Origin of the sequence: Desulfomonile tiedjei, from assembly GCA_016212925.1 — a bacterium.
In the GTDB taxonomy this organism is placed as follows: Bacteria; Desulfobacterota; Desulfomonilia; order Desulfomonilales; family Desulfomonilaceae; genus JACRDF01.
In genome coordinates this window covers 184747-209416 of sequence record JACRDF010000003.1, presented here as the reverse complement: position 1 = coordinate 209416, position 24670 = coordinate 184747, and the positions used below count along the sequence as shown (strand labels likewise).

The following is a 24670-nucleotide window of genomic DNA, read 5'->3' as shown; positions in this document are numbered from 1 at the left end:
CACTTTGACATTTTTGAGAATTGTTGTTCGCCTGCACCTAATACCGACGCGGCTTCAAAGAAGTGACTTTAGCAATGGCCGGCCTTTGTGCCCACCATGTTCACTGGTACGAAAGCGCAGGGGTGTTATTCCTGTAGCGCCGGCGTCTCGCCGGTAACAATGCCTTCTTGGCGAGAAGGCACGAGCCTGAACCGGGAAATTGTGAGGTCAGATGGCTTCATGGTCGGAGGCCGAGGGTCATTTGGAATTCATGTTGCCGATTGGGTAAGGAAATGCACGAAATACGGACAGCATGTCGACGCCGGAAGAAAGATACCGGCGGGACGCCGGCGCTACGAGACCGGACGAAGTGCCGAAGATCCCAAATAATTTAACCAACGGGCGTTCAAAGATTCGACACGGGTGAAGCCGGTCCCTCAATGTTACTCGTACGAACGCGCATTGGTATAAGCAAACCTCCAATCTCCTTCCGTTCCTTGAATCAGTGGCGCAAAAATGCTAGTATCCGCGTTTGGATGTGCTCGAATCCTGTTAGTGATTCCAAGGGGATAGAGCCCGCCGGGGGTCGCTGGATTCATTGAACCGATGCACATGGAAACTGGTGATGCCTAGGGAGCGTGCCTGGTCCACGTAAGGGCACGGCATGCCGTGCCCCTACAGTACTATTTCCGCGGGGCGGCCCTGATGTTATAGGTCGGATCACGTAGGGGAATGAGGTCTTGGTTCTTTTTGGGACCACCTCTTGTCGCTTCGCGACCCGGACGCGGTGGCGTCCGGGCCACCCGGAAGGTTTCCGGGCAGAGCCCGGAAGGCAATGGGTTCCCAGGCAGAGCCCGGGAACCGGAGGCCAACCGGTGAAAGGTGATTGTACGGCGCGGACCCCCGTGTCCGCCCTTGCGTGGTTCATTCGCCATTGTCCGGGCAGGCACGGGCGTCCCGCGGAAAGCGGGATTATAGAAGTTGCCATATTTCTTGTCCGATTTGCAGGCCTTCCATTCCGTCATTCCTGCGAAAGCAGGAATCCAGTCCCGCGTCTCGCTGGATTTCCTGGGTTCCCGCCTTCGCGGGAACGACGGGCTTCATAGAGGTCCGGCAAAGTAGGCTCTTTCGATACGTTCTGAAAACCGGACGGAAAGTCTCATGGCCGAACGGACATTAATTTTGGCAATCGGTATACACAAAAAAGTTCCCCCCGAAATCCTCCTCCTCTTCATGAAAGGGAAACGCATTTGGCTCTGCTTCACGATAAGACGACCGTAGGAATAGAAGAAGAGATCCAGAAGTCGTATCTGGATTACGCGATGAGTGTCATTGTCGGGAGGGCCCTCCCTGAATTGCGGGACGGCCTGAAGCCCGTGCATCGGCGGATTCTTTTTGCAATGCAGCGGGCCGGAAACTTCTGGAACCGAGGTTACCGCAAATCAGCCCGCGTGGTCGGTGATGTTATCGGCCAGTATCACCCCCACGGTGACACCGCGGTGTACGACACTGTGGTGCGCATGGCGCAAACGTTTTCCATGCGTTACCCCTTCATCGACGGACAGGGCAACTTCGGCAGCGTGGACGGCGATTCACCTGCGGCAATGCGGTACACCGAGGTTCGGCTGGACCGCGTTTGCCAGGCCCTTTTGGAAGACCTGGACAAAGATACGGTCGACTTCATCCCAAACTACGACAATACTCAGGAAGAGCCCGTGGTTCTGCCCGCGCGGTTCCCGGTCCTTCTTGTAATAGGGTCCCAAGGCATAGCCGTAGGCATGGCGACCAGCATTCCGCCTCACAATCTTGGCGAAATAGTTGACGCTACAATACACCTTATTTCCAACCCCGATGCCACAATACCCGACCTGATAAAGTTCGTGCCGGGACCGGACTTCCCGACCGCGGGATTCATCCAGGGTCGGCAGGGAATCCTGGATGCTTACACTTCAGGCCGCGGGGCCGTGCGAATGAAAGCGAAAGCCGAAGTTGAGGATGCAGGCAAAGGTTACCAGCGAATCGTGGTCACCGAGATACCGTACATGGTCAACAAGGCTCGAATGCTGGAAAACGTCGCGGAGCTGGTCAAGGACAAGAGGATTACCGGAATCAGGGACCTCCGAGACGAGTCGGACCGGCAAGGGATGCGAGTGGTCTTTGAGCTGAAAAGGGACGAAAACGCCGATGTGGTGCTCAATCAGCTTTTCAGGCACACGCAGCTTCAGACCAATTTCAACATCCAGCTCCTCTGCGTGCATAACGGCCGCCCGCGGCAGATGAACCTTCGGGAGATCCTTCAACTGTTCATCGACTTCCGCAAAGAGGTCGTCATACGCCGGACCCGCTTCGAGCTTGCAAGAGCCCGTGAGCGCGCTCACCTTCTGGAAGGCCTCAAAATTGCGCTGGACAACCTCGATGAAGTGATAAAGACCATTCGCGCGGCCGAAAACCCCACCGCGGCTCGGGACGCGCTGATGGAGAACTTTCGCCTCACACAGGTGCAGGCCCAGGCGATTCTGGATATGCGCTTGCAGCGGCTCACCGCGCTGGAGCGGGACAAGATCCTGGAGGAACTCAAAGAGGTACTCGCTCGAATAGAAGAGTTGGAGGGCATCCTCGCGTCGGAAACAAAGGTGCTGGATATCATTGTCGCTGAACTCAATGACGTTAAGGAGCGGTTCGGCGATGCCCGGCGAACCGAGATCGTGGAAGCAGAAGGAGAAATGCTGGACGAGGACCTGATTCCTCGCGAAGACATGGTCGTGACCTTCTCCCGCAAAGGCTACGTCAAGCGAGTCCCCGCGAGCCAGTACAAATCCCAGAGACCGGGAGGAAAAGGCCGGATAGCTACCAAAGTGGCAAGCGAAGACGTGGTCAGCCAGATTCTGTACGCTTCGTCTCACGATACTCTGCTCTGTTTTTCCAATCGCGGCAGGGTTCACTGGATCCGGGTGTTTCAATTGCCGGAGGAGGGTCCTTACGGCAAAGGCAAGGCGATCATCAACCTGCTCAAGCTCGATCCGGGCGAAAGGGTAAGAAAGATACTCCCGCTTCAGGCGTTGAGTGCGGAAGGCTATGTGGTGATGGTCTCCGCCAAGGGCAAGATCAAGAAGACCGCCGTAAGCGAGTTTTCCAGGCCGCGGTCGTCAGGGCTCATTGCGTTGACCATTGACCCGGATGATGAACTCATAGGCGTAAACCTTACCACCGGGGACAACGACGTACTCCTTGCCACGGCCAAGGGCAAGGCCATCCGCTTTAACGAAAGCCAGGTGCGGCCGATGGGCAGGCAGGCCCGCGGAGTGACCGGGATCAGAATGAAGCCTGATGACAGGGTCATTGGGATGGAAGTGATTTCCCCCGGTTCTGAAGGCACCCTGTTGACCATTACCCGGAGTGGCTTCGGGAAACGGACCTCATTGACTGAATACCCTGTCAAACACAGAGGTGGACAAGGGGTCATCACCATCAAGAATACCGCCAGGCTCGGCGACGTAGTTGCCATCCAGATGGTTGAAGACAGCGACCACCTGCTGATACTAACTTCGGGGGGCAGGATCATAAGGCTGCGAATGGAGGAGATTTCCGTCATAGGACGGAACACCATGGGCAGGACGCTGGTCCGAATGGACGCGGGCGAAGAAGCTGTGGACGTTGCCCGAGCGGAATCCTCTGAGGAAGACGAAAAAGAATCCGAGGACATGGACGACGGCGACGCGACGGACGCGTCTGTTGAAGAAGATGACGAAAGCCAAGAAGAAAGCTGATCCCGGTTGGAAGCTACTGGACCATACCGCGGACATTCGAATGGAAGTTCGCGGGAAGACATTGGAAGGGCTTTTTCTTAACGCGGCCGACGGTCTCGTGAACCTTCTGGCGCCGGATCCCAGGGCGGAGACGGACACCGAACTCGATGTGGTGCTGGATTCCGACAATGCTGAAAACTTGCTCGTAGATTGGCTCCGTGAGATCCTTTTCTACAATCAGACTCGAGACTTTATCCCTGTTCAGACTGAAGTCGTGGAACTTTCCGACAAGCTCTTAAGGGCTAAGCTTGTCGGCGGTGTCAGACTTTCCGAAGAAGAGGCGGTCGCAGAAATTAAAGCGGTCACTTATCACGGCCTGTCCATAACAAAGAACGACCAGGGATATGTGGCAAGAATTGTCTTCGACATCTGACCCTCGAGTCAAAACCGGTTATTCCTCTGTTCTCGTTCCGACTGTAGCCACGGTTGTTCTTTGTCTCGCTTTCTTCCCTGTCAAAGCTTTCAACATAAGCCTGTTTCTGTGGCTGAACGGGATGCACTCACCCTATTCGGATATTGCCTGGCTCGGGTTCACCACCCTGGGTGACGGTTATTTGCTGGCAATTATTTTGGGCGCCTTTCTTTTGGTCAATCCGCGGGTAACATGCCTCGGTCTTTGCCTGCTGATCTTATCCAGTCTTGTCATGCATGCGATCAAATGGGGCTTCCCTCTGCCGCGGCCCGCGGGGGTTTTGGAGAGCGTTCACGTGGTCGGCCCTTTGCTGCGGGCAGGGACGTTTCCGTCAGGCCATACAGTGGCAAGCTTCTCCGTCGGGCTGGCCTTGGCCCATTTTTGTTCATCGAGGATGGCCGCTGTCGGCATCGTGGCTCTGGCCATGCTCGTGTCGTTGTCCAGGGTGTTCGTTGGCGCTCACTTTCCGTTGGACGTGCTGGGCGGAATTATTTGTTCGCTGGTCGTTTACGTCCTTGTGTTGCTGCTTGTGTGGCCGGGGGTCGAACCTTTGGTCCCCAGCCGTCCGGTGTTCTCAGCCAAACTGTTCCGCGTGGCTCTTTACGCGGAGGTCTTGGCCGCGGTGATGGCTCTGATCGTCTATGCCTGGTTTTCCGCGGAACTCCCCCCTGTTGCCGCGACTGTGGCGGTGGCTGTCCTTGCTTTCCTGTGGATTCGTTATCGAAAACTAGAGGCTGCCGGCCAAGTCTGAAAGCGTATTCATAGAGCCTAAATCCAGCGGGGGAGCTTATCAAGATGGCTGAGGCGAATTATCGTAATATAAGCTCGGTGGGTTTGTGATGCGGAGGCGTTTTGCAAATGCGTGAAAAACCCTACAAATTGGTGCAGATCGACGAGGTTCGCTGGGAAATCCCCAAGACTGGAGGGATGAGAGTCCCCGGACTGATTTACACCGACTCTCGTATCTTGCCGGATATTGAAAAGGACCAGGCCGCGGACCAGGTGTACAACGTGGCCCATCTGCCCGGCATTGTCGGCCGTTCAATGGCCATGCCGGACGTGCACTGGGGCTATGGGTTCCCTATCGGCGGTGTGGCTGCTTTCGACATTGACGAGGGGGTCATATCGCCGGGCGGAGTCGGGTACGATATTAATTGCGGGGTGCGGCTGGCGGTCACCGGTCTGGAACGGCAGGCTGCCATGAAAAGTATCCATGCGCTTATAGACGCTCTCTTTTCGTCCATTCCTGCCGGTGTGGGTTCCAAGGGCGGGATACACCTGAACAAGCAAGAGCTGGCTGTGGTGCTCAGGTCCGGAGCGGAATGGGCCGTAAAGCAAGGGATGGGAGAGTCATCGGACCTCGAAAGGATAGAAGAATACGGCAGGCTGGAAGGCGCGGACCCCAGCGTGATCAGCGAACGGGCATACGAACGAGGAAAAAATCAACTGGGGACGTTAGGCTCCGGGAACCACTTTCTTGAAATCGGCTTCATCGAGCAAATATTCGATGAAAAGACCGCGGCGCAATGGGGTCTCTGGCCAGGCCAGGTGACCGTGATGATTCACACCGGCTCTAGAGGGTTCGGGTACCAGGTTTGTGATGACTTCCTGGCTCGAATGGTCAGAAGCGCGGCTAAGGAAGGGATCGAACTACCTGACAGGCAGCTTGCCTGCACTCATCTGAACACCCCCTTGGCCAAGGAATATATGGGGGCAATGGCCTCTGCCGCGAATTTTGCGTTTGCAAATCGGCAGATACTGATGCACCTGACCCGTACCACATGGGAGAAAACCCTTGGACTTTCCCCGAGGGAATTGCAATTCAGGCTGCTTTACGATGTTTGCCACAACATCGCAAAATTCGAGACTCACATGGTCAACGGTCGTCAGCAAAAGGTCTGCGTGCACCGTAAAGGGGCGACAAGGGCTTTTCCCGCAGGCCATCCGGAGCTTCCGCCTATGTACCGTGCCACCGGCCAGCCTGTGCTGATTCCAGGGGACATGGGACGAGCTTCCTATGTCCTCGCGGGCTCATTGGGGGCCATGGAAGAGACTTTCGGCTCGGCGTGCCACGGCGCGGGGCGGCTCTTATCACGGCATGAGGCGCTGAGGCGAACCAAAGGAAGGTCGATAGAGCGCGAACTACAAGATGACCAGATCTATCCCAGATGGGTAGGACGCAAAACCCTGCGCGAAGAATTCCCCGAGGCGTACAAGGATGTCAGCCTGGTGGTGGATGTGGTCCAGAGGGCCGGCCTGGCCCGCAAAGTGGCAAAAATCAGACCCATGGGTGTGGTGAAGGGGTGATAGGGAAAGAGGCAGCCGGGAACTTCTTTGTGTAATGGATCATGCGCTTGGCTCCGCAAATGTTACTGTCGAAGTAGAGACGCATGCGACGATTTGGATTAGAATTCGTGGGAAACAAAAAAGGAGCGACAAGTCCGCTCCCAACGAAATTCACTCGTATTTTGAACCTGGTTCTCAGCCACCAGCGTCAGCGGGGGACACGTTTTCCCAGACATCCTCCCAAGTGTGTTTCAGGTGGGCCATTTTGCCCTCGACTTCACTCCGTTGAAGTTCCCACGCTGTGGGGCACTCGGTTTTGAGCTTGTTAACCCGGTCATCAAGTTCCTCTATGATCATGTGCAACTCATTGATCTCGGGAACTACTCTTTCCTTGTCACCGCTTGATGTCTCATCCAATTTCCTCACGACGTCATTCACTTTGGACTTCCATGCGTTTAGTTCAGCCGCGAGGTTCTCGCAGTAGGTTTCCAGTTCCATAATTGTTCCTCCCCATGGCTTCGATGTTAATGCGCACGTCCGGATGAATTCCGAAAACCATCGTTCCCACTCGGAAATCAGCTTTGCTTTTTCGGTGACCAGCAGAAGACACAGTCTTTGTGCTGATCTAACAAGAATCCCCCCTTCCTCACCTGATTTCGGGCACAAGGCATCAAAATTCGGCCCTCATATGGCTATTCCCCTAGGCCTCGGAAGAACTCCCCCTTTCCCGGCGGTGTTTCCAGACCAGCCGGCTAAAAAATGAGACCAACACCCCAAACCATAACTGACTGAAGATTGTAGGGTCTAATCATGCGTGGCTACGCCCCGCAGAGACCATCCTGAAGAACCGTTTTGAATTTTGAGCCGTCGAGCATTTTCACTGGTCTTAATTTACAGGGAACCTTTGTTCCCCTTGCTCGAAACAAATTTCACCCGTTTTGCGGCTTTGGAATGTTAGACCCTCGGTACCCGCTTTTGTTCCAAACCCAAAGGAGGTGATCACGCGATGTTGTGCAAAAAGGATCTTCCCGAAAGTCTTCATGTCATGACCCTTCAGGGTCTTCGTTTTCCATTCTTTCCTTGATGGTCTTCTCGAATCCTCTGTCAGACGGAGAGTAGAAGCGGCTTCCTTTTATCTCTTCCGGCAGGTGTTCCTGTTCCACCTGTGCGTCCGGAAAATCATGGGCGTACCGGTACCCTTTTCCGTACCCCAGTTTCTTCATAAGGCCAGTAGGAGCGTTGCGTATATGGAGCGGCACCGGAAGGTGGCCTGAACGGGCTATTTCGTCTTTCACCGAATCATAGGCCACGTACAGCGCGTTTGACTTTGGTGCGGTCGCGAGAAAGACCACGGCCTGGGCAAGGGCAAGGACGCATTCAGGCAGCCCGATAAATCGACACGCCTGAAACGCGGCCAGTGCCTGTTCGAGGGCCCGAGGAGATGCCAACCCGACATCTTCACTGGCAAATCTAACCAGACGCCGGGCTACATACAGCGGATCTTCACCGGATTCGATCATGCGTCCCATCCAATACAAACCCGCTTGCGGATCGCTGTCTCGCAAAGATTTGTGCAACGCGCTGATAAGGTTGAAGTGCTCTTCCCCCGCTTTGTCATAGAGCAGATTCCGCTTCTGGACAGCCTCCTTGACCACGTCCTCGTCGATTTTGCCTTCTCGATGATGGTAAGCCTCGTATGCGGAGACTTCCAGAATATTGAGAGCGGTCCGAGCATCCCCTCCAGAGAGCGACACAATTAATTCCGCGGCTTGTCCGACAAATTCCACTTCCAACCGGCCGAGGCCTCGTTCCCGGTCTGAAATTGCGCGAAGCAGGATTTGTTCTACGGCCTCCGGAGGCAAGGGCTCCAGAACAAATACCCTCAGCCTCGACAGAAGCGCCGAGTTGACTTCAAAGCTGGGATTCTCGGTGGTGGCCCCGATCAATATAATCGTTCCGTGTTCGACGTGAGGCAGCAGGTAGTCTTGCTGCGTCTTGTTAAAGCGGTGAATCTCGTCCAGAAAAAGAATGGTTTTCATTCCGGAATATTTCAGGTCCTCACGCGCTTTGGCAGCCAGCTCCTTGATCTCCTTGACGCCCACCGTTACAGCCGAATATGGCACGAACTTGGATCTGGATCGCCTCGCAATTATTTGGGCCAGCGTTGTTTTGCCTGTTCCGGGCGGTCCCCAAAACAGCATGGCAAAGACACGGTCCTCTTCGATTGCGCGGCGCAGAATCGCCCGCGGGCCAAGAAGGGCTTCCTGACCCACAAACTCCTCCAGGTCTTGCGGCCGCATCCTGTCGGCCAGAGGCCTGTCCGGGCGGGTCAGTACTGAATTGTCGAACAAGTCCATGAGCGGTTCCGTTTGTTCTGCGAATCGATAGTTCTCATTCGGTTCTGTGGCCGCTGATCTTAATCAGTATAATCTTACTCCTCCACTTATCACAATAAGTAACCGCAGTTTATGGTAACGGCTCTGTCTTGCGGGGGACGCAACTGGAGCGAAACGTGTCATTGCGAACGCAACGAAGGAATCTCAGCGCCTAAAGAGAAAGATTGCCTCGCTACGCTCGCAATGACGCTCATTCTCCCCCCGTAACTTGATGCTTACGCGCATTCCCGGTATTTGCTGGATTTCCAAGGACTATCGTGGTACTTATCTAGTTTGGCTTCATAGAAGTGACGCCGAGATCCATCCGGACCTAGTAGTCCACTGACTGACCGGACGAGCATGATCCGACTCTTCGATTCAGTGGAGAGTCCCATATAGTGTTGGCCAGCCCTTTTCCCCCAGTGAGGGAAGCTGTCAGCCGGCCGTTCTCGGGTTGGTACTCTTGTGAAGGCCCAGCGATTCAGCCTGACAAGTTTAATCTAAATAATTACCGAGGCTTGCATGGAGCGCATCGGTCTGGTATTGAAGCGCGGCGAAGAGCGCGCGGTAGCGTTAGCCGAAAAAATCAACTCCTTCCTGAAAGATTCCGGGAAGCATGTTCTGCTGGAGGCTTCCCTGGCAGGCCTGGCGAAGACCTGGGCCGCCGCGGCCACAGATCGTCTGTGCGATGAGGCGGATCTTTTGGTCGTTCTCGGGGGCGACGGAACGATTCTGAGGGCCGCCTCTCTGCTTAATGACAAGCCGATCCCGGTGCTGGGCGTCAACTTGGGCCGCGTGGGCTTCATGGCCGAAATTTCGCCCGAAGAGGCTATTACTGAGCTGAAATCCGCTCTGGAAGGCACGGCAGACTATGTGAAGCGGATGATGCTCGAAATAACTCTCCCCAACGGCAAACGGGTTCGCACACTTAACGATGTGGTAATCCACTGGGGCGGGATTGCCCGGCTGATCGACATGGGGATAAGGATGGGGAACGCTCGAGAGATCGAGTGCAGAGCCGACGGGCTCATCGTTTCCACTCCTATCGGCTCCAGCGCTTATTCCTACGCGGCGAACGGTCCTTTGGTTCACCCTGAAATCGAAGGGATTCTCTTGACGCCGATCTGCCCCTACGCTGGGCTCAAGAGACCTCTGATCATCCCCGCCCACGTTGAAACGGAACTCATGCTGAAAAGGGGTGAAGATCTGACACTGACCTTTGACGGCCGTTCCACCGTCAGCATGGAGCAGGGTCAGTCCTTGCGAATAGTCCGCGCGTCTATTCCGTTTGTGATGGTGAAATCTCGAGCCAGAGACTACTTTGACGTGCTCAAGGAAAAGCTGGGGCTTTTGTAGCAGGGGCTCGCTTATTGATCTTTTTACCAACACAATATACCATCGTTGATAGCTGAAGTTCATGCCGGCGTGGGCTCCCCGCCGCGAACATTTTTTGTTCCAAGCTAAAGAGCCACTTGAAAATTTGCGAATCACGTCATATGTTCGGCGGCGAGTGCAGCGGAATATCCTGTCACGGACACCACGGTCTTATGCCCGCATGTTACGGTATCTGAAAATATCCAACCTGGCCATAATTGACAAAGTCGAGGTGGAATTCCGCGAGGGATTCAACGTCCTGACCGGTGAAACAGGCGCGGGGAAGTCAATCCTGATCGGAGCGCTCGAGCTTCTGCTCGGGTCGCGTTCGTCACCGGATCTTATCAGGACTGGAGAAGAAGAGGCTTACGTGGAGGGCCTTTTTGAGTTGCCCGAGGGCGCGGCTCCGCCTGTCGCTCTGGAATGCCTGGCGGATTGCGGCAACGAACTTGTTCTTTCCCGGAGGGTCTTTAGAGCAGGTCGCTCTCGCTGTTCCATAAACGGGAACACCGCGACATTGGCCATGCTCCAGAATCTGGGCGAATGGCTGGTCAGCATCTTCGGGCAACACGAGCACCACGCCCTGCTGGACCCTGACGAGCACGTGGAAATTCTCGACAGATTTGGCGGGCTGTTGGAGCAGCGAGGCAGAGTATCAAGGGGCTTTGCGGCATGGACTAAGGCCAAGAGAGATCTTTCAGGAGCAGAAGACAAACTTCGCGAACTGGAACGACTCGGACAAGAAAACGCCGCTGCTGCCGAGGAACTTGCCCATGCTGCCTTAAAGCCGAATGAAGAAGAGGAGCTTGTCCAGGAAAAGGAAGTGCTCAAGAAAGCGGTGCAAATTCGGGAACGAGCATTCGAAGCTTACCAAACGCTCTATTCCAGGTCCGGCAGCCTCACGGGCGGGCTCTCGGAAGTCAGAAAGGCAATCGAATATCTTGCATCGGCCAACCCGAGGCTCTCTAAAATGCGAGACAACTTCAACGAGGCGGTATACAAAATCGAGGATGTGGCCCTGGAGTTGAGGGGCGTTGTCGAGACCTCTCAAAGCGATCCGGCTCGGCTTGACCGAATAGAAGAGCGGCTTAACCTGATCCGACGCCTGAAAAAGAAATACGGCAAAGACATCGAGGGGCTGATTTCGCACCTCGATGCACTGGCCGAGGAGGCCGGGGACATCCTGGATGCAAGGTCCGCGGCAAGAAACATGGCCGCAAAGGAATCGGAAGCTCGCGAACTGTTTCTTGCAGCGGCCAACGATCTGTCGGAGGCTCGGCGAAAGACCTCACGGAAACTCGAGACTGCGATGAATCATGAATTGAAAGAGTTGGCCATGCCGACAGCCAGGTTTAGCGCATCCTTTCAGGAGATTGGCGGCGACAAGGCCTCCGCGCAAGGTTTGGAAAAGGTGGAATTCTTTCTCGCGCCCAATCCCGGAGAAGCACCGAGACCCCTGGCTCGCATTGCGTCGGGAGGGGAGCTTTCGAGGATCATGCTCGCTTTGAAGGCACTTCAGGTAGATTCTCGCCGCATATCCACCGTGATCTTTGACGAGGTGGACGCCGGCATCGGTGGCCACACAGCATTCGCAGTCGGCACGAGATTGGACCGTGTGGCTCAACGACAACAGGTGCTCTGCGTCACTCACTTGCACCAGATAGCAGCGCTTGCCGAAAACCATCTGTCGGTTCGCAAATCAGTCCGGGACGGCCGGACTCATATAACGGTGACCGCCCTGAACAGAGACGAACGCGTGGAGGAGTTGGCCCGAATGCTTGGAGCTTCTCCTCATTCCGAATCGGTGAAAGAACATGTGAAGAAACTCATGGATCACCGCATCGCGGAGGTTGCCGGGTGATCCGTAAAGCAACGCTAAGTGACATAAAGACAATTCATCGGCTGGTCGCGGAACAGGCACAATCCGGCCACCTCCTGGCGCGTGCCGTGACCGAGCTGTACGCTCAGGTTCGAGACTTCCTTGTAACGGTGGACGATGGATCGCGAGAAATAATAGGATGTGGGGCTCTCCACATCGTTTGGGAAGATTTGGCCGAAATTCGGTCCCTGGCCGTCAGGACCGCCCATCAGAGGCAGGGAGTCGGGAGCAAGCTCATTGAAGTTCTGCTGGAGGAAGCCCGCGGCCTGGGGATCAACCAGGTCTTTGTCCTGACCTACCGGACAGCGCTTTTTGAGAGGCTCGGGTTTCGGATCATGGATAAGAGTCGGCTTCCCCACAAGATTTGGGCTGATTGCATCCATTGCACCAAGTTTCCGGAATGCGATGAAATTGCCCTCGTGAGGAGGCCCTGATGAAGGAGGATTCGTCAATAGTCGGCAGGCGTTTGAGTCGATCAGGTGGGACCGCTTGCTCTGTCAGAAAGCGCAGGCCACTCAGGGTTGTCTTAATCTTTGCCGCGGCAATGGCGATGTTCTTGTGGCTGTCAGGATGCAGCACCCTCAGCAGCGCGATTAACGTGGGCAAATGGAAAGGTGTCGAGCGAGCGGGAAGCGACGAAGAATATTACCTGGCCAAGGACATTTTTCTGACAGCAGGCTCTGCTGCCAGCCAAAGGAACGCGTTTGACCACAATATGCACGAAAGCGTGAACCTTTTCTTCATCCCGAGGAATGAGACAAACACCTATGTTGCCGAAACCATTTGGTACGATCCGGCAGGCGTGGAGTATCGCGCCATAAGAAAAACCTATGACCGGCAGCGGGAAACGGCCAAAGGAGACGAAAGGGAGAAAGCCGGTACCACTCGGGTTCACTCTATGTCCACCAAGGAACTTTATACTCACAAGCCGGGATCGTGGAAGGTGGCTTTATATCTGGACAATAAGTTAGTCAGGAGGATGGACTTCACAGTTCGATGAAGCCGCGGCGTGCTGCGGTGTAAATTGCCAGTTGTAGGAGCCCCCTATGAAGGGAGAGGCCGCAAAGATCCGGAGACGGCCGGATCGGCTAAGTGATAGGGCGTACTTCATCGGAACGCACAGGGCGGTAATCGTGTTGTGGGCGTTGATGTCGGTAGCATTCCTGTGGCTGGCCGGTTGCGATGCCATCAATGTCGGCAAATGGCAACCGATGGTACGAACGGATAGCGGTGAAGCGTATTGGTTGGCCAAGGACGTTTTTCTTTCGGCGGGCTCTGCTGCCAATCAACGGGACGCTTTTGATCACAACTTGCATGAAAGCGTGAACCTCTTCTTTATCCCGAGGAACGAGACGAATACTTATGTTGCTGAAACTATTTGGTACGACCCGGCAGGCCTGGAGTATCGGACCATTAGAGCAACTTATGACAGGCAGCGGGAATCGGCCAAAGGGGACGAGAGGGATAAATCGGGCACCACTCGGGTTCACTCCATGCCTACGAAGGAACTCTATGAGCACAAGCCTGGCTTGTGGAAGGCGGCTTTGAAGCTGGACAATGAGTTGGTCAGGAAACTGGATTTTACCGTTCGGTGAGGTCACTAGCAAATCGGCGGGCACGGCCCGCCCTACGAAAGAGACTGGCCCTTCCCGTAGGGCGGGCCGTGCCCGCCCGAATGTGGCAATGGCCAACAGCCTCGGCCCTATTGCCCGTATTTTTTGGGCCATCACCGCAAATATGCCGGTAACTGCTGCGTCAGAATAAATTATGCCTCGACGGTGGACTTGCAAAAGCCCTCAGTTATTGGTATTATAGCAAAAACGCTATATAGTTCGGAGGCTTGGTGAATATTACCCGAAATAAGATCAACATCCTCACGTTGGCATCAGTCGGCCTATTGTTAATGGCCGCGGGTTTGGTGTCGGGCGACCAGATCTTCGCCCCGGAATGCCTCTGGGAAAAGAATATCGCGGAAAAGACCGACCCTATTGAAATTGCGAACACCCATTTGGGAATTCCTTATCGGGACGATGGCGCGCTCGACGGCGAAGGGCACTTCACCACCTTTGCAGACCCGGACAAATTCTTCGAGACTCCAGGCTTGAATTGCAGCGGTCTGGTCGTATCGGCCTGCCGGTTCCTCTTGGACAAGAATTGGACGCTGGAACAAGTCACTCGCGACCGGCAGGGAAACAGTGGCCCGGGGTCTGCTCTGGGAAAAGATTGGGATTTCGGATGGGACCTGGTCATGAACCTCACCGAGGGCCGCTCCCGCAAGGTAATCATGCCCGATGGTAGAGCCTACTCCGTGGAGAATTTCGACGGCACGACTCTTGTCGGATTTGATCTCAACGACATGCAGGCCTGGCAGAGGGTCATGGCCCAGATGAAACCCGGCCGAGCCTATCTGGGCAGCATCAGCAAGCCTACTAAGAAAAAAGGCTATAAGCTGCTTCACTACCACGTGGTGCTTATGCTCCCGGACGGGAAAGGCGGAGTTTGGCTTTACCATGCGACTCACAGAAGCAATGTCCACCGCATGAACCTCAACTCGCCTCAGGGCATGAATCGGCTCATGTCGCAGTTCAGAGGAGACCGGGACGATAGCAAGAAGATCCTCGTCGTGGAAGCCGTACTCCCGGACTTGACCGCGCCGGTCGAGGCCCAGGCGGAACCTCAGACCCAACCCCCGACGACTTCGCAAAGAGCGGATCAGGATTCGAAACCTGCGGCAGACCCATCGGCCGCGTCCGGACCGAAGCCTGTTGCACCGGAGAGTGTTTCGCCGAAACCCGAATCCGGCGGACTGGCTTCCACCGGGAGCCGCACCCCGCAATCGAGCCCAACAGCCCCTTCCGCCGGCGCTCAGGAAGGCCCCAACCTCGCGCTGAATCATCTGTCCGGCAAGGTATTCAAGGCCATGCCGGATTTAGTTACCAGCATTCCCCGCTTTGCGGACGAAACCAAGAGTGGCGTAAGATTCTGGTTTTGCAACAGAGGGAATGCGCCTCGCGAAGTCCAGATCCTACTCCAGGGCCCTGAAGGTCCTGTCCAGTACAAAGGCAGCATCCCCCCGGCTAACGGCGAGTTGACCGCAGTGTATCCGGCGGATTTCGGCAAAGCGGCTGCGGCACTCGTCCGTGAGGGGAAGTACCTCGAGGAAGTTCGCATAGACGGCGCGCAATGGTGCGCCAATGTGTTCGAAGTGGCCAAACCCCGAGAAGCCAATCCAAAGATTTTGGCTGTGAAAGTTCCTTCGGCGGTCCAATCGGGCCAAACATTCTCGGTCACAGTGGAGGCCGAGAACAAAGGGGCCGAGTCAGATTACGGCGGCATAACGGTCTCTTCGCCTGATCCCTCCGGACTGAAACTGGTTTCGGCAAAACCGGGGCGGATTTACGGGCCTGGCAGCACGGTGCTTTCCGTAACAACCGACAAAATTCGGACAAAGGTGCCCATGGCTGAACGCTGGATCGAGCTGTGGGGAGAAAACAAAAGGTACGATCTGACCATCCAGCTTCAGGCAGGCAGGCCCGGAACCTATCCGCTGTACGTGCGGTGCGCTCTGAGAGGGGTGAACGTGAAGAGCAGCGTGATCCGTATGGAGCCAGCTTCGTCGGACGCGATAGATCAGCAAGGGTTCCCGGTGCGGACCTATAACGTGACGGTTCGATGATTCACTAATGGCAAAGGGGTATGGAGGCTTGTGTCCTAGGAAAGGGATTTATGCAACCCTGGTTTGTGTATCTGGAGGCGTTATGAAGATTTCACCTAAAATCCTATCGCTGGCAATGGCTCTGTTTTTGCTGCCGGTTTTGACCTGGGTCGGGTTTGCCGCCCCAAAGGAAGAGCCTTGGGCTGAAATCGAGGCACGCACAAAGTTCCTCCGGACCAAGCATTACATAGAGGTGGTACGAGTACATTCAGACGTTTATCCCAGCGCCAAGGCCAAGGGCGGCGTAGAAGTGCCGGGCCCCTTCCCTGTTCACGTCGTCTTGCCTGAAGACTATGAGACAAACCTGGACCGGCGATATGGGGTAGTCTATTTGCTGGGTGGAAAATCCGGATGGGACAATGGCCCTGAATTGGGCGGAGCCACCTATTGGTCGGTGTGGTGCAAAACCCCTCTGACAATGGACAACCTGAAGTCGGGCAATCTTTCCGCCGCGAGTTTTCAGGACAATGTGAATAATGAAGAGCTTCGTGTTTTCAATCGCTGGCTGCAGGAAGAGCCATACGAAGATGTCATTGTTGTCTCCCTCTGGAACCCCGGCGGTGGAAACACGGCCCATTACGAAAAATACCTGATCGGAGAAGTAATCCCCTTCATCGACACTCACTACCGGACTGTCCCGGATCGGCGCTTCAGAGGGATTGACGGGGCGTGCGCGGGTGCGGCCCAGGCTATCATTATATCTGCTCGCAGACCTGACATCTTTGCTTACGCAGGCGGCCAGCAGACCGACCTGGGCAGTTATCCCATGACCGGTGACGTCTGGAGGAGCAATGTAGCCAGGATACGCAAGGCCGGTGGCATAACTTACAACATAAACACCAACGAGAAAGACGGCTGCAATTCGTATAGCAATCGGGGGAGGCTGTATGACCTGGTTCAAGATATGAAAGCCGCCGGGTTTCCCGTCGACGTAAATGTGTTTCAAAGTTGCGGCCATGGTTATTGCGCATACCGCTATCCCAACGGTCATCAGGCGCTGTACTGGTTCGCCAAACAGTTCAAGAGGAACGCTCGGGCACTTGGAATAAACACCGACCAGCCACGGGAGCGTATGGCTTCGACTCCTCCTGTCGGAGGTCCGGAACCCCAAAGACGCAAGGCAGACTCAAAGCCGCAGACCGGAGAGGGTTCTCTTCGGGGTCTTTGGTAGACTCATACTCAACTTTTGGACCTGCCTATCTTGACTCACCGCTCTTTTGCCGCTCAAAAAGCAAGCTGCGAGTTTGTGTTCAGGAAGGAATTCGTTGCGGTCCTGACAGCGTACGGTAATTAACCTGACTAATTAGCGATCACGTGTTCGCGTCGTTCCGGCGGAAGCCCAAATCGGGAATATGGCCGTTGCCACAATTTTTGTCCGAGTTGCAGGCCCCCCATTCCGTCATTCCTGCGGAAGCAGGAATCCAGAGGTCTTTCCTGGGTTCCCGCTTTCGCGGGAACCCAGGACATTGTAACGCTTTGGCAAAATAGGCCCCGTCGATAAGGTCTGAAAACCAGACTGATCATCTCGCGGCCAAACGGACATTACTTTTTTGGCAACTGGTATGAAGCAGGTCCCGGCGCCTGCCCTGGACTTCAATCCAAGATTTTCCGGGACGACGCGAGGTTGCCATTGAGGAAGAGCTTTAGAGAAATTCTGTAACTATAGAGGCAATATTTCTGCATGTATTTCGACGGCCAAGAAAAATAACTTCCCAAAATGATGGAAGTATGCTATAGATTGGCCCAGTAAGAGATGAATTTAACAAGATAAAACTGTTGCAATGTACCATATCTAGCTGTAAGTGAGGAATCTATCATTGTCATCGTTGATACGCTCCAGGTCGTCCATAGTTCTGGGCATTTTCTTTTTGCTCATCTTTTCGTGGGCCATGCTGCCGGCTTTCGCAGAAGCCAGGTCGGCTCAGGCCGCTCACCACAAACTTACCAAGAAGAAGATCCTGAAGAAAAAGGCTGAGAAAAAAAAGAGCAAGCCTGCCTCCCGAGGGGTGGAGGCAAAGGCCGGTTACTGTGTGGATCTGGCCGGCAACCAGACCCTCTGGGCCAGAAATGCCGACCAACAGGTACCCATTGCCAGCCTGACAAAGCTGGTTACAGCTCTGGTGGCCCTCGAACATATGCCCATGTCCCAAAAGCTCACCGTCCCGGAACACATCAAGAAAATCCCCAAGTCGGTAGTCGGACTGAAGCCGGGTGACACTGTCTCAGTGGGGGACCTGTTGCACGGATTGCTGATAGGTTCGGGAAACGATTGCGCTGAAACCCTGGCGTGCGGCCTCCCAGGCGGAAGCGGAGCCTTCATCAAGGCAATGAACAAAAAAGTCCGCTCCTTGGGAACCAAGCAGACGATCTTTTATACCGCCAGCGGCCTGGACAAGAAGGCCGACAACGGCAAAGACCTTAAGGAATCCAAAGACGCCAAGGACTCTGAGGATGTGGAGTCCAATTTATCCACAGCTCGCGAGATCGCTCGAATAGCCCAAGTGGCCTTTGCGCATCCGACAGTCCGCGAGATATGCCTCAAGAGGAGCCATGTGCTTGCCAGCAGCATGGAAAAGTCCGGCTATTCAGTCAGGACCACCAACAAACTTCTTCGCGACAATCTTCCGCTCATAGGGGGAAAAACGGGCTACACTTCCAAGGCGGGACACTGTCTGGCTACGGAATTCGTACCCGGACGAAACGTTTTTCTCATCGTGGTTCTGGGGAGCCCGGATCACTTCCGAGATACTCGATTGGTGTATCGTAAAGCGCTCAAGGAGGCAACCAGGGTTAGAATTCCTCCTGTGGTGACCAAGAACCCTAAACAGATTGCGGCGAATCAGAAGTAGCGTCAAGCAATCACACCTGATCGGGATCGAGTCTTATCGAATGGGGATCATTCCTTGGGAAGGTAAAAGAGGAAGTTGACCCACCTCCCGGGCTCAGTTTCGCACCAGATGCGCCCCCCATGGGCTTCGACGATTCTGCGGATGTTAAAAAGGCCGAGCCCTGTTCCACGCTTGTCGCGAGTCGTCTCGTCACGCACCCGATAAAACTTGTCGAAGATTTTGATTACTTCGCTCCGCTTAACCCCTGGCCCTTCATTCCATACATTGAGGATGTACGAATCTCCGTTGTCCACAACTCCGTACGCTATCTTACCGTCGGGATAGCGATACTTCAAAGCGTTGCCGAAAAGATTTCTGTACACCACTTCCAAGAGCGCGGGGTCACCTGAGAGTTGAATGGACCCGACGCCACCCATGCTTGAGTCGTAACTCCTGAAAGAGTCCGGATAGCGTTCCTTGAGCCCCACCATCGCGGGAAGGATTACTTCCTCGTAAAAGTTCTTTATCGGCCGCTTGCGAACTTGGAATTCGCCGTGTTCCAGTTCCGCCATCATGAGAAAATCGCGGCTCATGGCCTCCAGGAACTGAGCGTGGTGATAAACGATTTTCAACTGCTCGACCCGCTCCTGTTCGGTCTCACTTTCCAGGAGCCTCCTGACAAAACCCCCTATTACTATGAGGGAATTCTTGGTTTCGTGGCTGATGAAATGTATGGTCTCGCGGTAATTCTGATTGAGCTGTTCCAATTCCCGCTTGATGGCCAATTCTCTGCCGATGTCTTTGCTGACGCCGACGGTGCCGAGAATCCTATCCTCCTCATCCCTGAGAAGCGACAGGGTTAATGAAATCTCGCGGATTTCCCCTGATTTTGTCTTCAGACGGGTCTCGTAATTGCGAATTCCGCCCGAAACCGTTATCTCTTCCAGAATCTTGTCCCGCTCGCTGGCATTTATCCATATATCCGTTATCTTTTTTCCCTGAATGTCTTCGGACGTATAGCCGAGAATTCTCTCGGCAGCCGGGTTGAATTCGACGATCCGTTGCTCCAGATCGGTGGTAATGATCATGTCGTCACAGCACCTGAGAATGCCCTCCAGGTAACCGGTCTCCTTGGCCAAAGCCTCGGTTCGGGTCCAAATCTCTTTGGCCAAATTTGCGGCCAGTTTCTTGTACCTTTGTTCGGAATGCCTTAGCTGGGCTTCGAGGTCGTATATTTCGACCTGGCGTCCGATCAGGTCCGCGGTCTCCTCCAGAACATACTCGTCTTCCGGCGCAAGGCATTCTCGCGCGGGACACGCGGCGTAGAGGTGTCCGCGGGGTAGTCCTCCGACCTTGATCACTTTTCCTTCCGTTTTTGCGGTCGGCTTCCTCGGAGCGGCTCCATAGGTCTTGTCGTCGACTTTGGCCCATACTGTAGCTCCCAGAGCCACATCCAGCGAGCTAACAACGTGCTTCAAGACACTATTCATTTTTTCATCGAACGGGGCGTTTCCCATCAAGTCTCTACTGACCGCCAAGAGGTCTGTCAGCTTCTTCAGAGTGTAGGAATGGGAGTCGCCGGCCTTCGACCAATTGATTACCCGGACCGGGTCCTTCAGATCTCTTTCAAGCTCCAGTATCATCCCGCTTTCGCCTACTCGAGGCAAAAAGCGTACGTCAACAGAGCGTGTTGTTCCCTGCCTTTCTCGAAGGCCGCCTTCTATTGGCCCCGCGGCTCCTCTTATAAGGTCCTCGAAAGGACAGAAAGGACAGTACGAAGACAGCCCCGCGAGGACCTCATAGCAGGGACGCGCGTCAACACTTCCTGCAACTCCCGCCAATCGCGAGTTCATCCTTAGGATTGTTGCGTTAGGAGCAATCAGTGCCGCGGAGTCGGGAAAACTTTCCAGAAACTCATCTGAGCTGATCTGAATCATTTCTCCTTTGCCGCGTGACACCTTAATATTGTGTGATCGCTTCATGATAATTAACTTGGAGAAAAGACCCCTAATTCAGCCAACAAAGGACTCGGCGATAACATTGGGGCGTGCGGCACGCCGGCCCTGTTCAATTAAGGGGTAATTACCGGAAACAGACCTCTATGCCAACGAGGAACAGATGGGTTTTGACACAATTCCTCATTATCCCAGTTTCAGGGGGAAGTCAATGGCTGGTCGTTCCGCTTCCTCGGTCTCCGGTTAAGGTCTGGAGGTCCATGAAACAAGAGTGGCGCCTCCAGGTTTGACTCCCCAAAGCAGGAATGGTAGGATCATGCGCTATCTTGTGTCTCCCCGGAGGGGTTCAAATGAAGGGCGTAGTCTTGGCCGGTGGACTTGGCACTCGGTTGTACCCGCTTACCAAAATCACCAACAAGCACCTGTTACCCGTGTACGATAGGCCTATGGTTACATATCCCATAGAGTGCCTTGTCAATGCCGGCGTCAATGATATTCTCGTGGTCACTGGAGGAAACAATCCCGGAGACTTTCTCCGCCTCCTCGGGAACGGCAAGGAATACGGCGTACAGCAAATAAACTATGCCTACCAGGAGGGCGAAGGAGGCATAGCCGATGCTCTGTCGCTGGCCGAAGCCCACGCGGCCGGCGGGCGAATTTGTGTGGTCCTTGGCGACAATATTATCGAAAAAAACATTGCAGAGGCGGCAGAAGCGTACAAAGAACAACCGTCTGGAGCCAGAATCCTGCTCAAGGAAGTAGATGACCCGCGGCGCTTCGGTGTTCCTGTTTTGGAAGGGGATCGAGTGGTCCGCATCGAAGAGAAACCGACGAATCCGCCCTCTTCTTATGCAGTCACCGGAATTTACATGTATGATTTCCAAGTCTTTGAGTTTATCAAGACCCTGACCCCCTCCGAACGGAATGAGTTGGAAATCACGGATGTAAACAACCTCTACATCGAACAAGGTGATATGACGTGGTCGATACTCGATGGTTGGTGGACCGACGCGGGGACCTTTGACTCCCTCTTGAAGGCCTCTAACCTAGTGGCCAAAGGAGGGGCCAATAAGCTTTGAAGCCAGCGCTAGACAAGCAAAAGTTCAAGCAACCGGATTCCAGGTTGATAGACGGTGTGTTAGTCCATCCTCTAAGGGTCATCCCTGATGAGCGGGGCCGATTGATGGAAATCATGAGACGGGACGATCCCTTTTTCAGCGGGTTTGGACAGGTTTACCTTACCACGGTGTTTCCTGGAGTGGTCAAGGCCTGGCACTTCCATCGCGTACAGGAGGATCGATTCACCTGCGTGCGAGGAATGGTCAAGGCGGTCCTGTACGATGATAGAGAGAATTCCCCTACTCGCGGAGTACTCAACGAGATCTTCGTGGGAGAGCACAACCCTCGCCTCATCATCATACCGCCTGGTGTGCACCACGGCTGGAAGTGCATCAGCGAATATGAGGCCTACGTCATCAACGTGCCGTCGGAACCGTACAATCGCACGGACCCCGACGAATATCGGCTTGACCCTCACACCGGGGGAATACCTTACGACTGGACGAGAAAAGACGGCTAAGCGGGTAAGCGAGCCGGCAAGGGAATTGATGGGAGACCCTCTTTTTGCGGGATGGTCCTTCCCGCAAAAAGCGACCCCGAGGTTCTGATGGAGCTTTTGGTCACAGGTGGCTGTGGATTCATAGGTTCGAATTTCATTCTTTACATGCTCGAGTCGTATCCGGACGTGCGAATAGTCAACCTGGATCTGCTGACGTATGCGGGAAACCTGGAGAACCTTCAAGACGCGGAAGTTTACGGTGACCGACACCGATTAGTTCGCGGGGACATAACCGATTGTGATCTTGTCCTCTCTTTAACGTCAGAGAAGCCGGACGCGGTAATCAATTTCGCCGCAGAATCGCACGTGGATCGCTCCATATTGGACTGCGCCCGATTTGTGAGCACCAACGTGGTCGGCACCCAGGTTTTGCTTGATGCTTGTCGCGAACACGGGGTGGGGCGTTTCGTGCAGATTTCCACGGATGAGGTCTACGGATCGCTGGATAGCTCAGACGGCCCCTTTACTGAAACACATCACCTGGCCCCAAACAGTCCGTACGCGGCATCCAAGGCTGCCGCAGATCTTTTGGTCCGCGCGTATCACAAGACTCATGGAATAGACACGGTGATTACTCGGTGCTCCAATAATTACGGGCCTTACCAATTCCCGGAGAAGCTCATCCCGCTTATGATCACAAATGCCGTACAGGACCGGGAATTGCCGGTTTATGGCGACGGAAGGAACGTGCGGGACTGGATTCACGTGGTAGATCATTGCCGCGCGGTGGACCGGGTCCTACGCGAGGGCCGCGCGGGCGAGGTTTACAACATTGGCGGAAACAGTGAATTCCCTAACATCGAAATTGTCCGGTACATTTGTACCAGGCTCGACAAACCGGAGTCCCTGGTCCGTTTCGTCAAGGACAGGCCGGGCCATGACCGCAGATACGCCATGGACGCGTCCAAACTGAAGCGAGAACTGAACTGGGAGCCGTCCATCACCTTTGAAGACGGAATGAACCAGACCATCAGTTGGTACATCGAACACGAAGCCTGGTGGCGACGTATACGAACAGGCGAATACCTGACATATTACGAAACCTGGTACGGCAACCGCTGAGGACTGTTCGCGGACACTCGAAAAACCAGCAATTCGATCGTCAGTGCCACGAACAATCATCGCTCTTGGCGGGCACGGCCCGCCCTACGAGAACGATTGCGGCCAATCGTAGGGCGGGCCGTGCCCGCCGCATTGTGACGACCAACAACAAGGCAGTCGAACATCGAAATCCTTTGCCGGTAAGCCGGCCATGCTTGGGCCAAATGTCTTGGCAACGGCTTCAACAATCCCATGAACATCCCGCGCCAAAAGACACGCAGAATACATATCGGTGACGTGCCGATAGGCGACGGCGCCCCTGTCTCCGTTCAATCAATGACCAGCACGGACACGAGGGATGTGGCCGCGACTGTTCGCCAGATCCGGCGGCTGGAAAGAGTGGGATGTGAAATCATTCGCGTCGGGGTTCCAGACCAACAGGCAGCTCTCGCTCTCGGTTCCATCAAGAAAAGGATAAAGCTGCCTCTGGTCGCTGACATACACTTCGATCATCGGCTGGCACTGGAAGCCATCAAGCAAGGGGTTGACGGCCTGAGGCTCAATCCGGGGAACATCGGATCCTCTGAAAAGGTTCGCGAAGTGACAAAGGCTGCCTCGGAGAGAGGTGTTCCCATTCGCATCGGCGTAAATTCAGGTTCACTCGAAAAGAGGCTGTTGCAGAAATATTCGGGTGCAACGCCGGCAGCCATGGTCGAGAGTGCTTTGGGCCACGTGGCCCTTCTGGAAAAAGAAAGCTTTCATCAGATAAAAATATCGCTCAAGGCCTCTGATGTAATGCGAACTGTCGAGGCTTACAGGACTCTGGCACACCGCGTTGATTACCCCCTTCACGTGGGCATCACGGAAGCGGGAACTCTTCTGCCCGGTGCGGTGAAATCGGCTCTTGGAATCGGTCTCTTATTGGCTGAAGGCATCGGCGACACCATTCGTGTGTCTTTGACCGCGCGGCCTGAAGAGGAAATCCGAGCGGCATTCGCTATCCTGAGATCGCTGGGGCTCCGGCACCGAGGTGTTGACCTTGTGTCCTGTCCCACGTGTTCCAGGACCGAGATTGACCTCATCGGGCTGGCCCGCAAAGTGGAAAAGGCTTTGGATCGAATCCGGACCCCGTTGAAAGTCGCGGTGATGGGCTGCGTGGTCAACGGCCCTGGCGAGGCCCGTGAGGCGGACATAGGCATCGCGGGGGGCAAAGGTCGCGGGATAATCTTCAAGGAGGGAAAGAGCATCGGAACATATGACGAGCAAGATCTACTCCCCGCATTCCTCGATGAGATTCGAAAAATGACCGGCGATAGCTCGATTTGACCGCAGCATTTGCCCATCTGCCACGCATGATTGAGGGGCCGGTAAGGTCTGGCTCTTCCAGCGGCGCGCTCACAGG

19 protein-coding genes are annotated in these 24670 nt (G+C 54.8%); 16 read left to right on the top strand and 3 right to left on the bottom strand.

Going from position 1 to position 24670, the window contains the following annotated elements; translation table 11 throughout:
* Positions 1 to 1229: 1229 nt before the first annotated feature.
* The 4 genes from gyrA to HY913_01490 all read left to right on the top strand — a co-directional run bounded on the left by gyrA (position 1230) and on the right by HY913_01490 (position 6504).
* Positions 1230 to 3746 (top strand): DNA gyrase subunit A, encoded by a 2517-nt coding sequence (gyrA, locus tag HY913_01505; GenBank protein ID MBI4961931.1) that lies wholly within the window; start codon positions 1230 to 1232, stop codon positions 3744 to 3746.
* Positions 3712 to 4158, top strand: a complete 447-nt coding sequence (locus tag HY913_01500; protein ID MBI4961930.1) for an archease — start codon at positions 3712 to 3714, stop codon at positions 4156 to 4158. Before gyrA ends, HY913_01500 begins: the two co-directional genes overlap by 35 nt.
* Entirely contained in the window at positions 4142 to 4948 is an 807-nt protein-coding gene (locus HY913_01495) for a phosphatase PAP2 family protein (protein MBI4961929.1), read from the top strand. Before HY913_01500 ends, HY913_01495 begins: the two co-directional genes overlap by 17 nt.
* 107 nt (positions 4949 to 5055) lie before the next feature.
* Positions 5056 to 6504, top strand: coding sequence for an RtcB family protein (locus tag HY913_01490; protein MBI4961928.1), 1449 nt, complete (start codon positions 5056 to 5058; stop codon positions 6502 to 6504).
* A 174-nt stretch (positions 6505 to 6678) separates the two neighbouring features.
* On the opposite strand, the gene HY913_01485 is transcribed toward HY913_01490, so the two are convergent.
* Together HY913_01485 and HY913_01480 are read right to left on the bottom strand one after the other, a co-directional pair.
* Positions 6679 to 6981, bottom strand: coding sequence for a hypothetical protein (locus HY913_01485; protein ID MBI4961927.1), 303 nt, complete (start codon positions 6979 to 6981; stop codon positions 6679 to 6681).
* Positions 6982 to 7526: 545 nt separating this feature from the next.
* A complete protein-coding gene (locus tag HY913_01480; GenBank protein ID MBI4961926.1) occupies positions 7527 to 8840 on the bottom strand; it encodes a replication-associated recombination protein A in 1314 nt (437 codons plus the stop codon).
* Between the two features lie 540 nt (positions 8841 to 9380).
* On the opposite strand from HY913_01480, the gene HY913_01475 reads away from it, so the two are divergent.
* From HY913_01475 to HY913_01440, 8 genes are all read left to right on the top strand, one after another.
* Positions 9381 to 10214 (top strand): NAD(+)/NADH kinase, encoded by an 834-nt coding sequence (locus tag HY913_01475; protein ID MBI4961925.1) that lies wholly within the window; start codon positions 9381 to 9383, stop codon positions 10212 to 10214.
* A gap of 199 nt (positions 10215 to 10413) precedes the next feature.
* The gene (recN, locus tag HY913_01470; protein ID MBI4961924.1) at positions 10414 to 12093 is read left to right on the top strand and encodes a DNA repair protein RecN; all 1680 of its coding nucleotides are present in this window, start codon (positions 10414 to 10416) and stop codon (positions 12091 to 12093) included.
* A complete protein-coding gene (locus HY913_01465; protein ID MBI4961923.1) occupies positions 12090 to 12545 on the top strand; it encodes an N-acetyltransferase in 456 nt (151 codons plus the stop codon). Before recN ends, HY913_01465 begins: the two co-directional genes overlap by 4 nt.
* The gene (locus HY913_01460; protein ID MBI4961922.1) at positions 12545 to 13111 is read left to right on the top strand and encodes a hypothetical protein; all 567 of its coding nucleotides are present in this window, start codon (positions 12545 to 12547) and stop codon (positions 13109 to 13111) included. The genes HY913_01465 and HY913_01460 overlap by 1 nt, the downstream gene beginning before the upstream one ends.
* A gap of 46 nt (positions 13112 to 13157) precedes the next feature.
* The gene (locus HY913_01455; GenBank protein ID MBI4961921.1) at positions 13158 to 13706 is read left to right on the top strand and encodes a hypothetical protein; all 549 of its coding nucleotides are present in this window, start codon (positions 13158 to 13160) and stop codon (positions 13704 to 13706) included.
* 248 nt (positions 13707 to 13954) lie between these two features.
* The gene (locus tag HY913_01450) at positions 13955 to 15787 is read left to right on the top strand and encodes a hypothetical protein (protein ID MBI4961920.1); all 1833 of its coding nucleotides are present in this window, start codon (positions 13955 to 13957) and stop codon (positions 15785 to 15787) included.
* 82 nt (positions 15788 to 15869) lie between these two features.
* Positions 15870 to 16997: a hypothetical protein gene (locus tag HY913_01445; GenBank protein MBI4961919.1), complete on the top strand. Its 1128-nt coding sequence runs from the start codon at positions 15870 to 15872 to the stop codon at positions 16995 to 16997.
* Between the two features lie 646 nt (positions 16998 to 17643).
* On the top strand, positions 17644 to 18675 hold the full coding sequence (locus tag HY913_01440; protein MBI4961918.1) for a D-alanyl-D-alanine carboxypeptidase: 1032 nt from the start codon (positions 17644 to 17646) through the stop codon (positions 18673 to 18675).
* Between the two features lie 47 nt (positions 18676 to 18722).
* On the opposite strand, the gene HY913_01435 is transcribed toward HY913_01440, so the two are convergent.
* Entirely contained in the window at positions 18723 to 20591 is a 1869-nt protein-coding gene (locus HY913_01435; protein ID MBI4961917.1) for a PAS domain S-box protein, read from the bottom strand.
* Positions 20592 to 20959: 368 nt separating this feature from the next.
* Between HY913_01435 and HY913_01430 the strand changes: the two genes are divergently transcribed.
* The 4 genes from HY913_01430 (at position 20960) to ispG (ending at position 24594) form a co-directional block, all read left to right on the top strand.
* Complete coding sequence (locus HY913_01430) at positions 20960 to 21688, top strand: NTP transferase domain-containing protein (GenBank protein ID MBI4961916.1); 729 nt, start codon at positions 20960 to 20962, stop codon at positions 21686 to 21688.
* 44 nt (positions 21689 to 21732) lie between these two features.
* Positions 21733 to 22188: a dTDP-4-dehydrorhamnose 3,5-epimerase family protein gene (locus HY913_01425; GenBank protein ID MBI4961915.1), complete on the top strand. Its 456-nt coding sequence runs from the start codon at positions 21733 to 21735 to the stop codon at positions 22186 to 22188.
* An 87-nt stretch (positions 22189 to 22275) separates the two neighbouring features.
* Positions 22276 to 23289 carry a dTDP-glucose 4,6-dehydratase gene (rfbB, locus tag HY913_01420; protein ID MBI4961914.1) on the top strand — a complete coding sequence of 338 codons (1014 nt, stop codon included), beginning with the start codon at positions 22276 to 22278 and terminating at the stop codon, positions 23287 to 23289.
* A gap of 231 nt (positions 23290 to 23520) precedes the next feature.
* Complete coding sequence (ispG, locus tag HY913_01415; GenBank protein MBI4961913.1) at positions 23521 to 24594, top strand: flavodoxin-dependent (E)-4-hydroxy-3-methylbut-2-enyl-diphosphate synthase; 1074 nt, start codon at positions 23521 to 23523, stop codon at positions 24592 to 24594.
* Positions 24595 to 24670: the final 76 nt, after the last annotated feature.

Bases quoted from the DNA above. Each gene is read 5' to 3' on its own strand.
- HY913_01445 (MBI4961919.1), top strand. From the start codon at position 15,870: ATGAAGATTTCACCTAAAATCCTATCGCTGGCAATGGCTCTGTTTTTG.
- ispG (MBI4961913.1), top strand. From the start codon at position 23,521: ATGAACATCCCGCGCCAAAAGACACGCAGAATACATATCGGTGACGTG.
- HY913_01490 (MBI4961928.1), top strand. From the start codon at position 5,056: ATGCGTGAAAAACCCTACAAATTGGTGCAGATCGACGAGGTTCGCTGG.
- recN (MBI4961924.1), top strand. From the start codon at position 10,414: ATGTTACGGTATCTGAAAATATCCAACCTGGCCATAATTGACAAAGTC.
- HY913_01485 (MBI4961927.1), bottom strand. From the start codon at position 6,981: ATGGAACTGGAAACCTACTGCGAGAACCTCGCGGCTGAACTAAACGCA.
- HY913_01475 (MBI4961925.1), top strand. From the start codon at position 9,381: ATGGAGCGCATCGGTCTGGTATTGAAGCGCGGCGAAGAGCGCGCGGTA.
- HY913_01460 (MBI4961922.1), top strand. From the start codon at position 12,545: ATGAAGGAGGATTCGTCAATAGTCGGCAGGCGTTTGAGTCGATCAGGT.
- rfbB (MBI4961914.1), top strand. From the start codon at position 22,276: ATGGAGCTTTTGGTCACAGGTGGCTGTGGATTCATAGGTTCGAATTTC.
- HY913_01435 (MBI4961917.1), bottom strand. From the start codon at position 20,591: ATGATTCAGATCAGCTCAGATGAGTTTCTGGAAAGTTTTCCCGACTCC.
- HY913_01455 (MBI4961921.1), top strand. From the start codon at position 13,158: ATGAAGGGAGAGGCCGCAAAGATCCGGAGACGGCCGGATCGGCTAAGT.
- HY913_01480 (MBI4961926.1), bottom strand. From the start codon at position 8,840: ATGGACTTGTTCGACAATTCAGTACTGACCCGCCCGGACAGGCCTCTG.
- HY913_01430 (MBI4961916.1), top strand. From the start codon at position 20,960: ATGAAGGGCGTAGTCTTGGCCGGTGGACTTGGCACTCGGTTGTACCCG.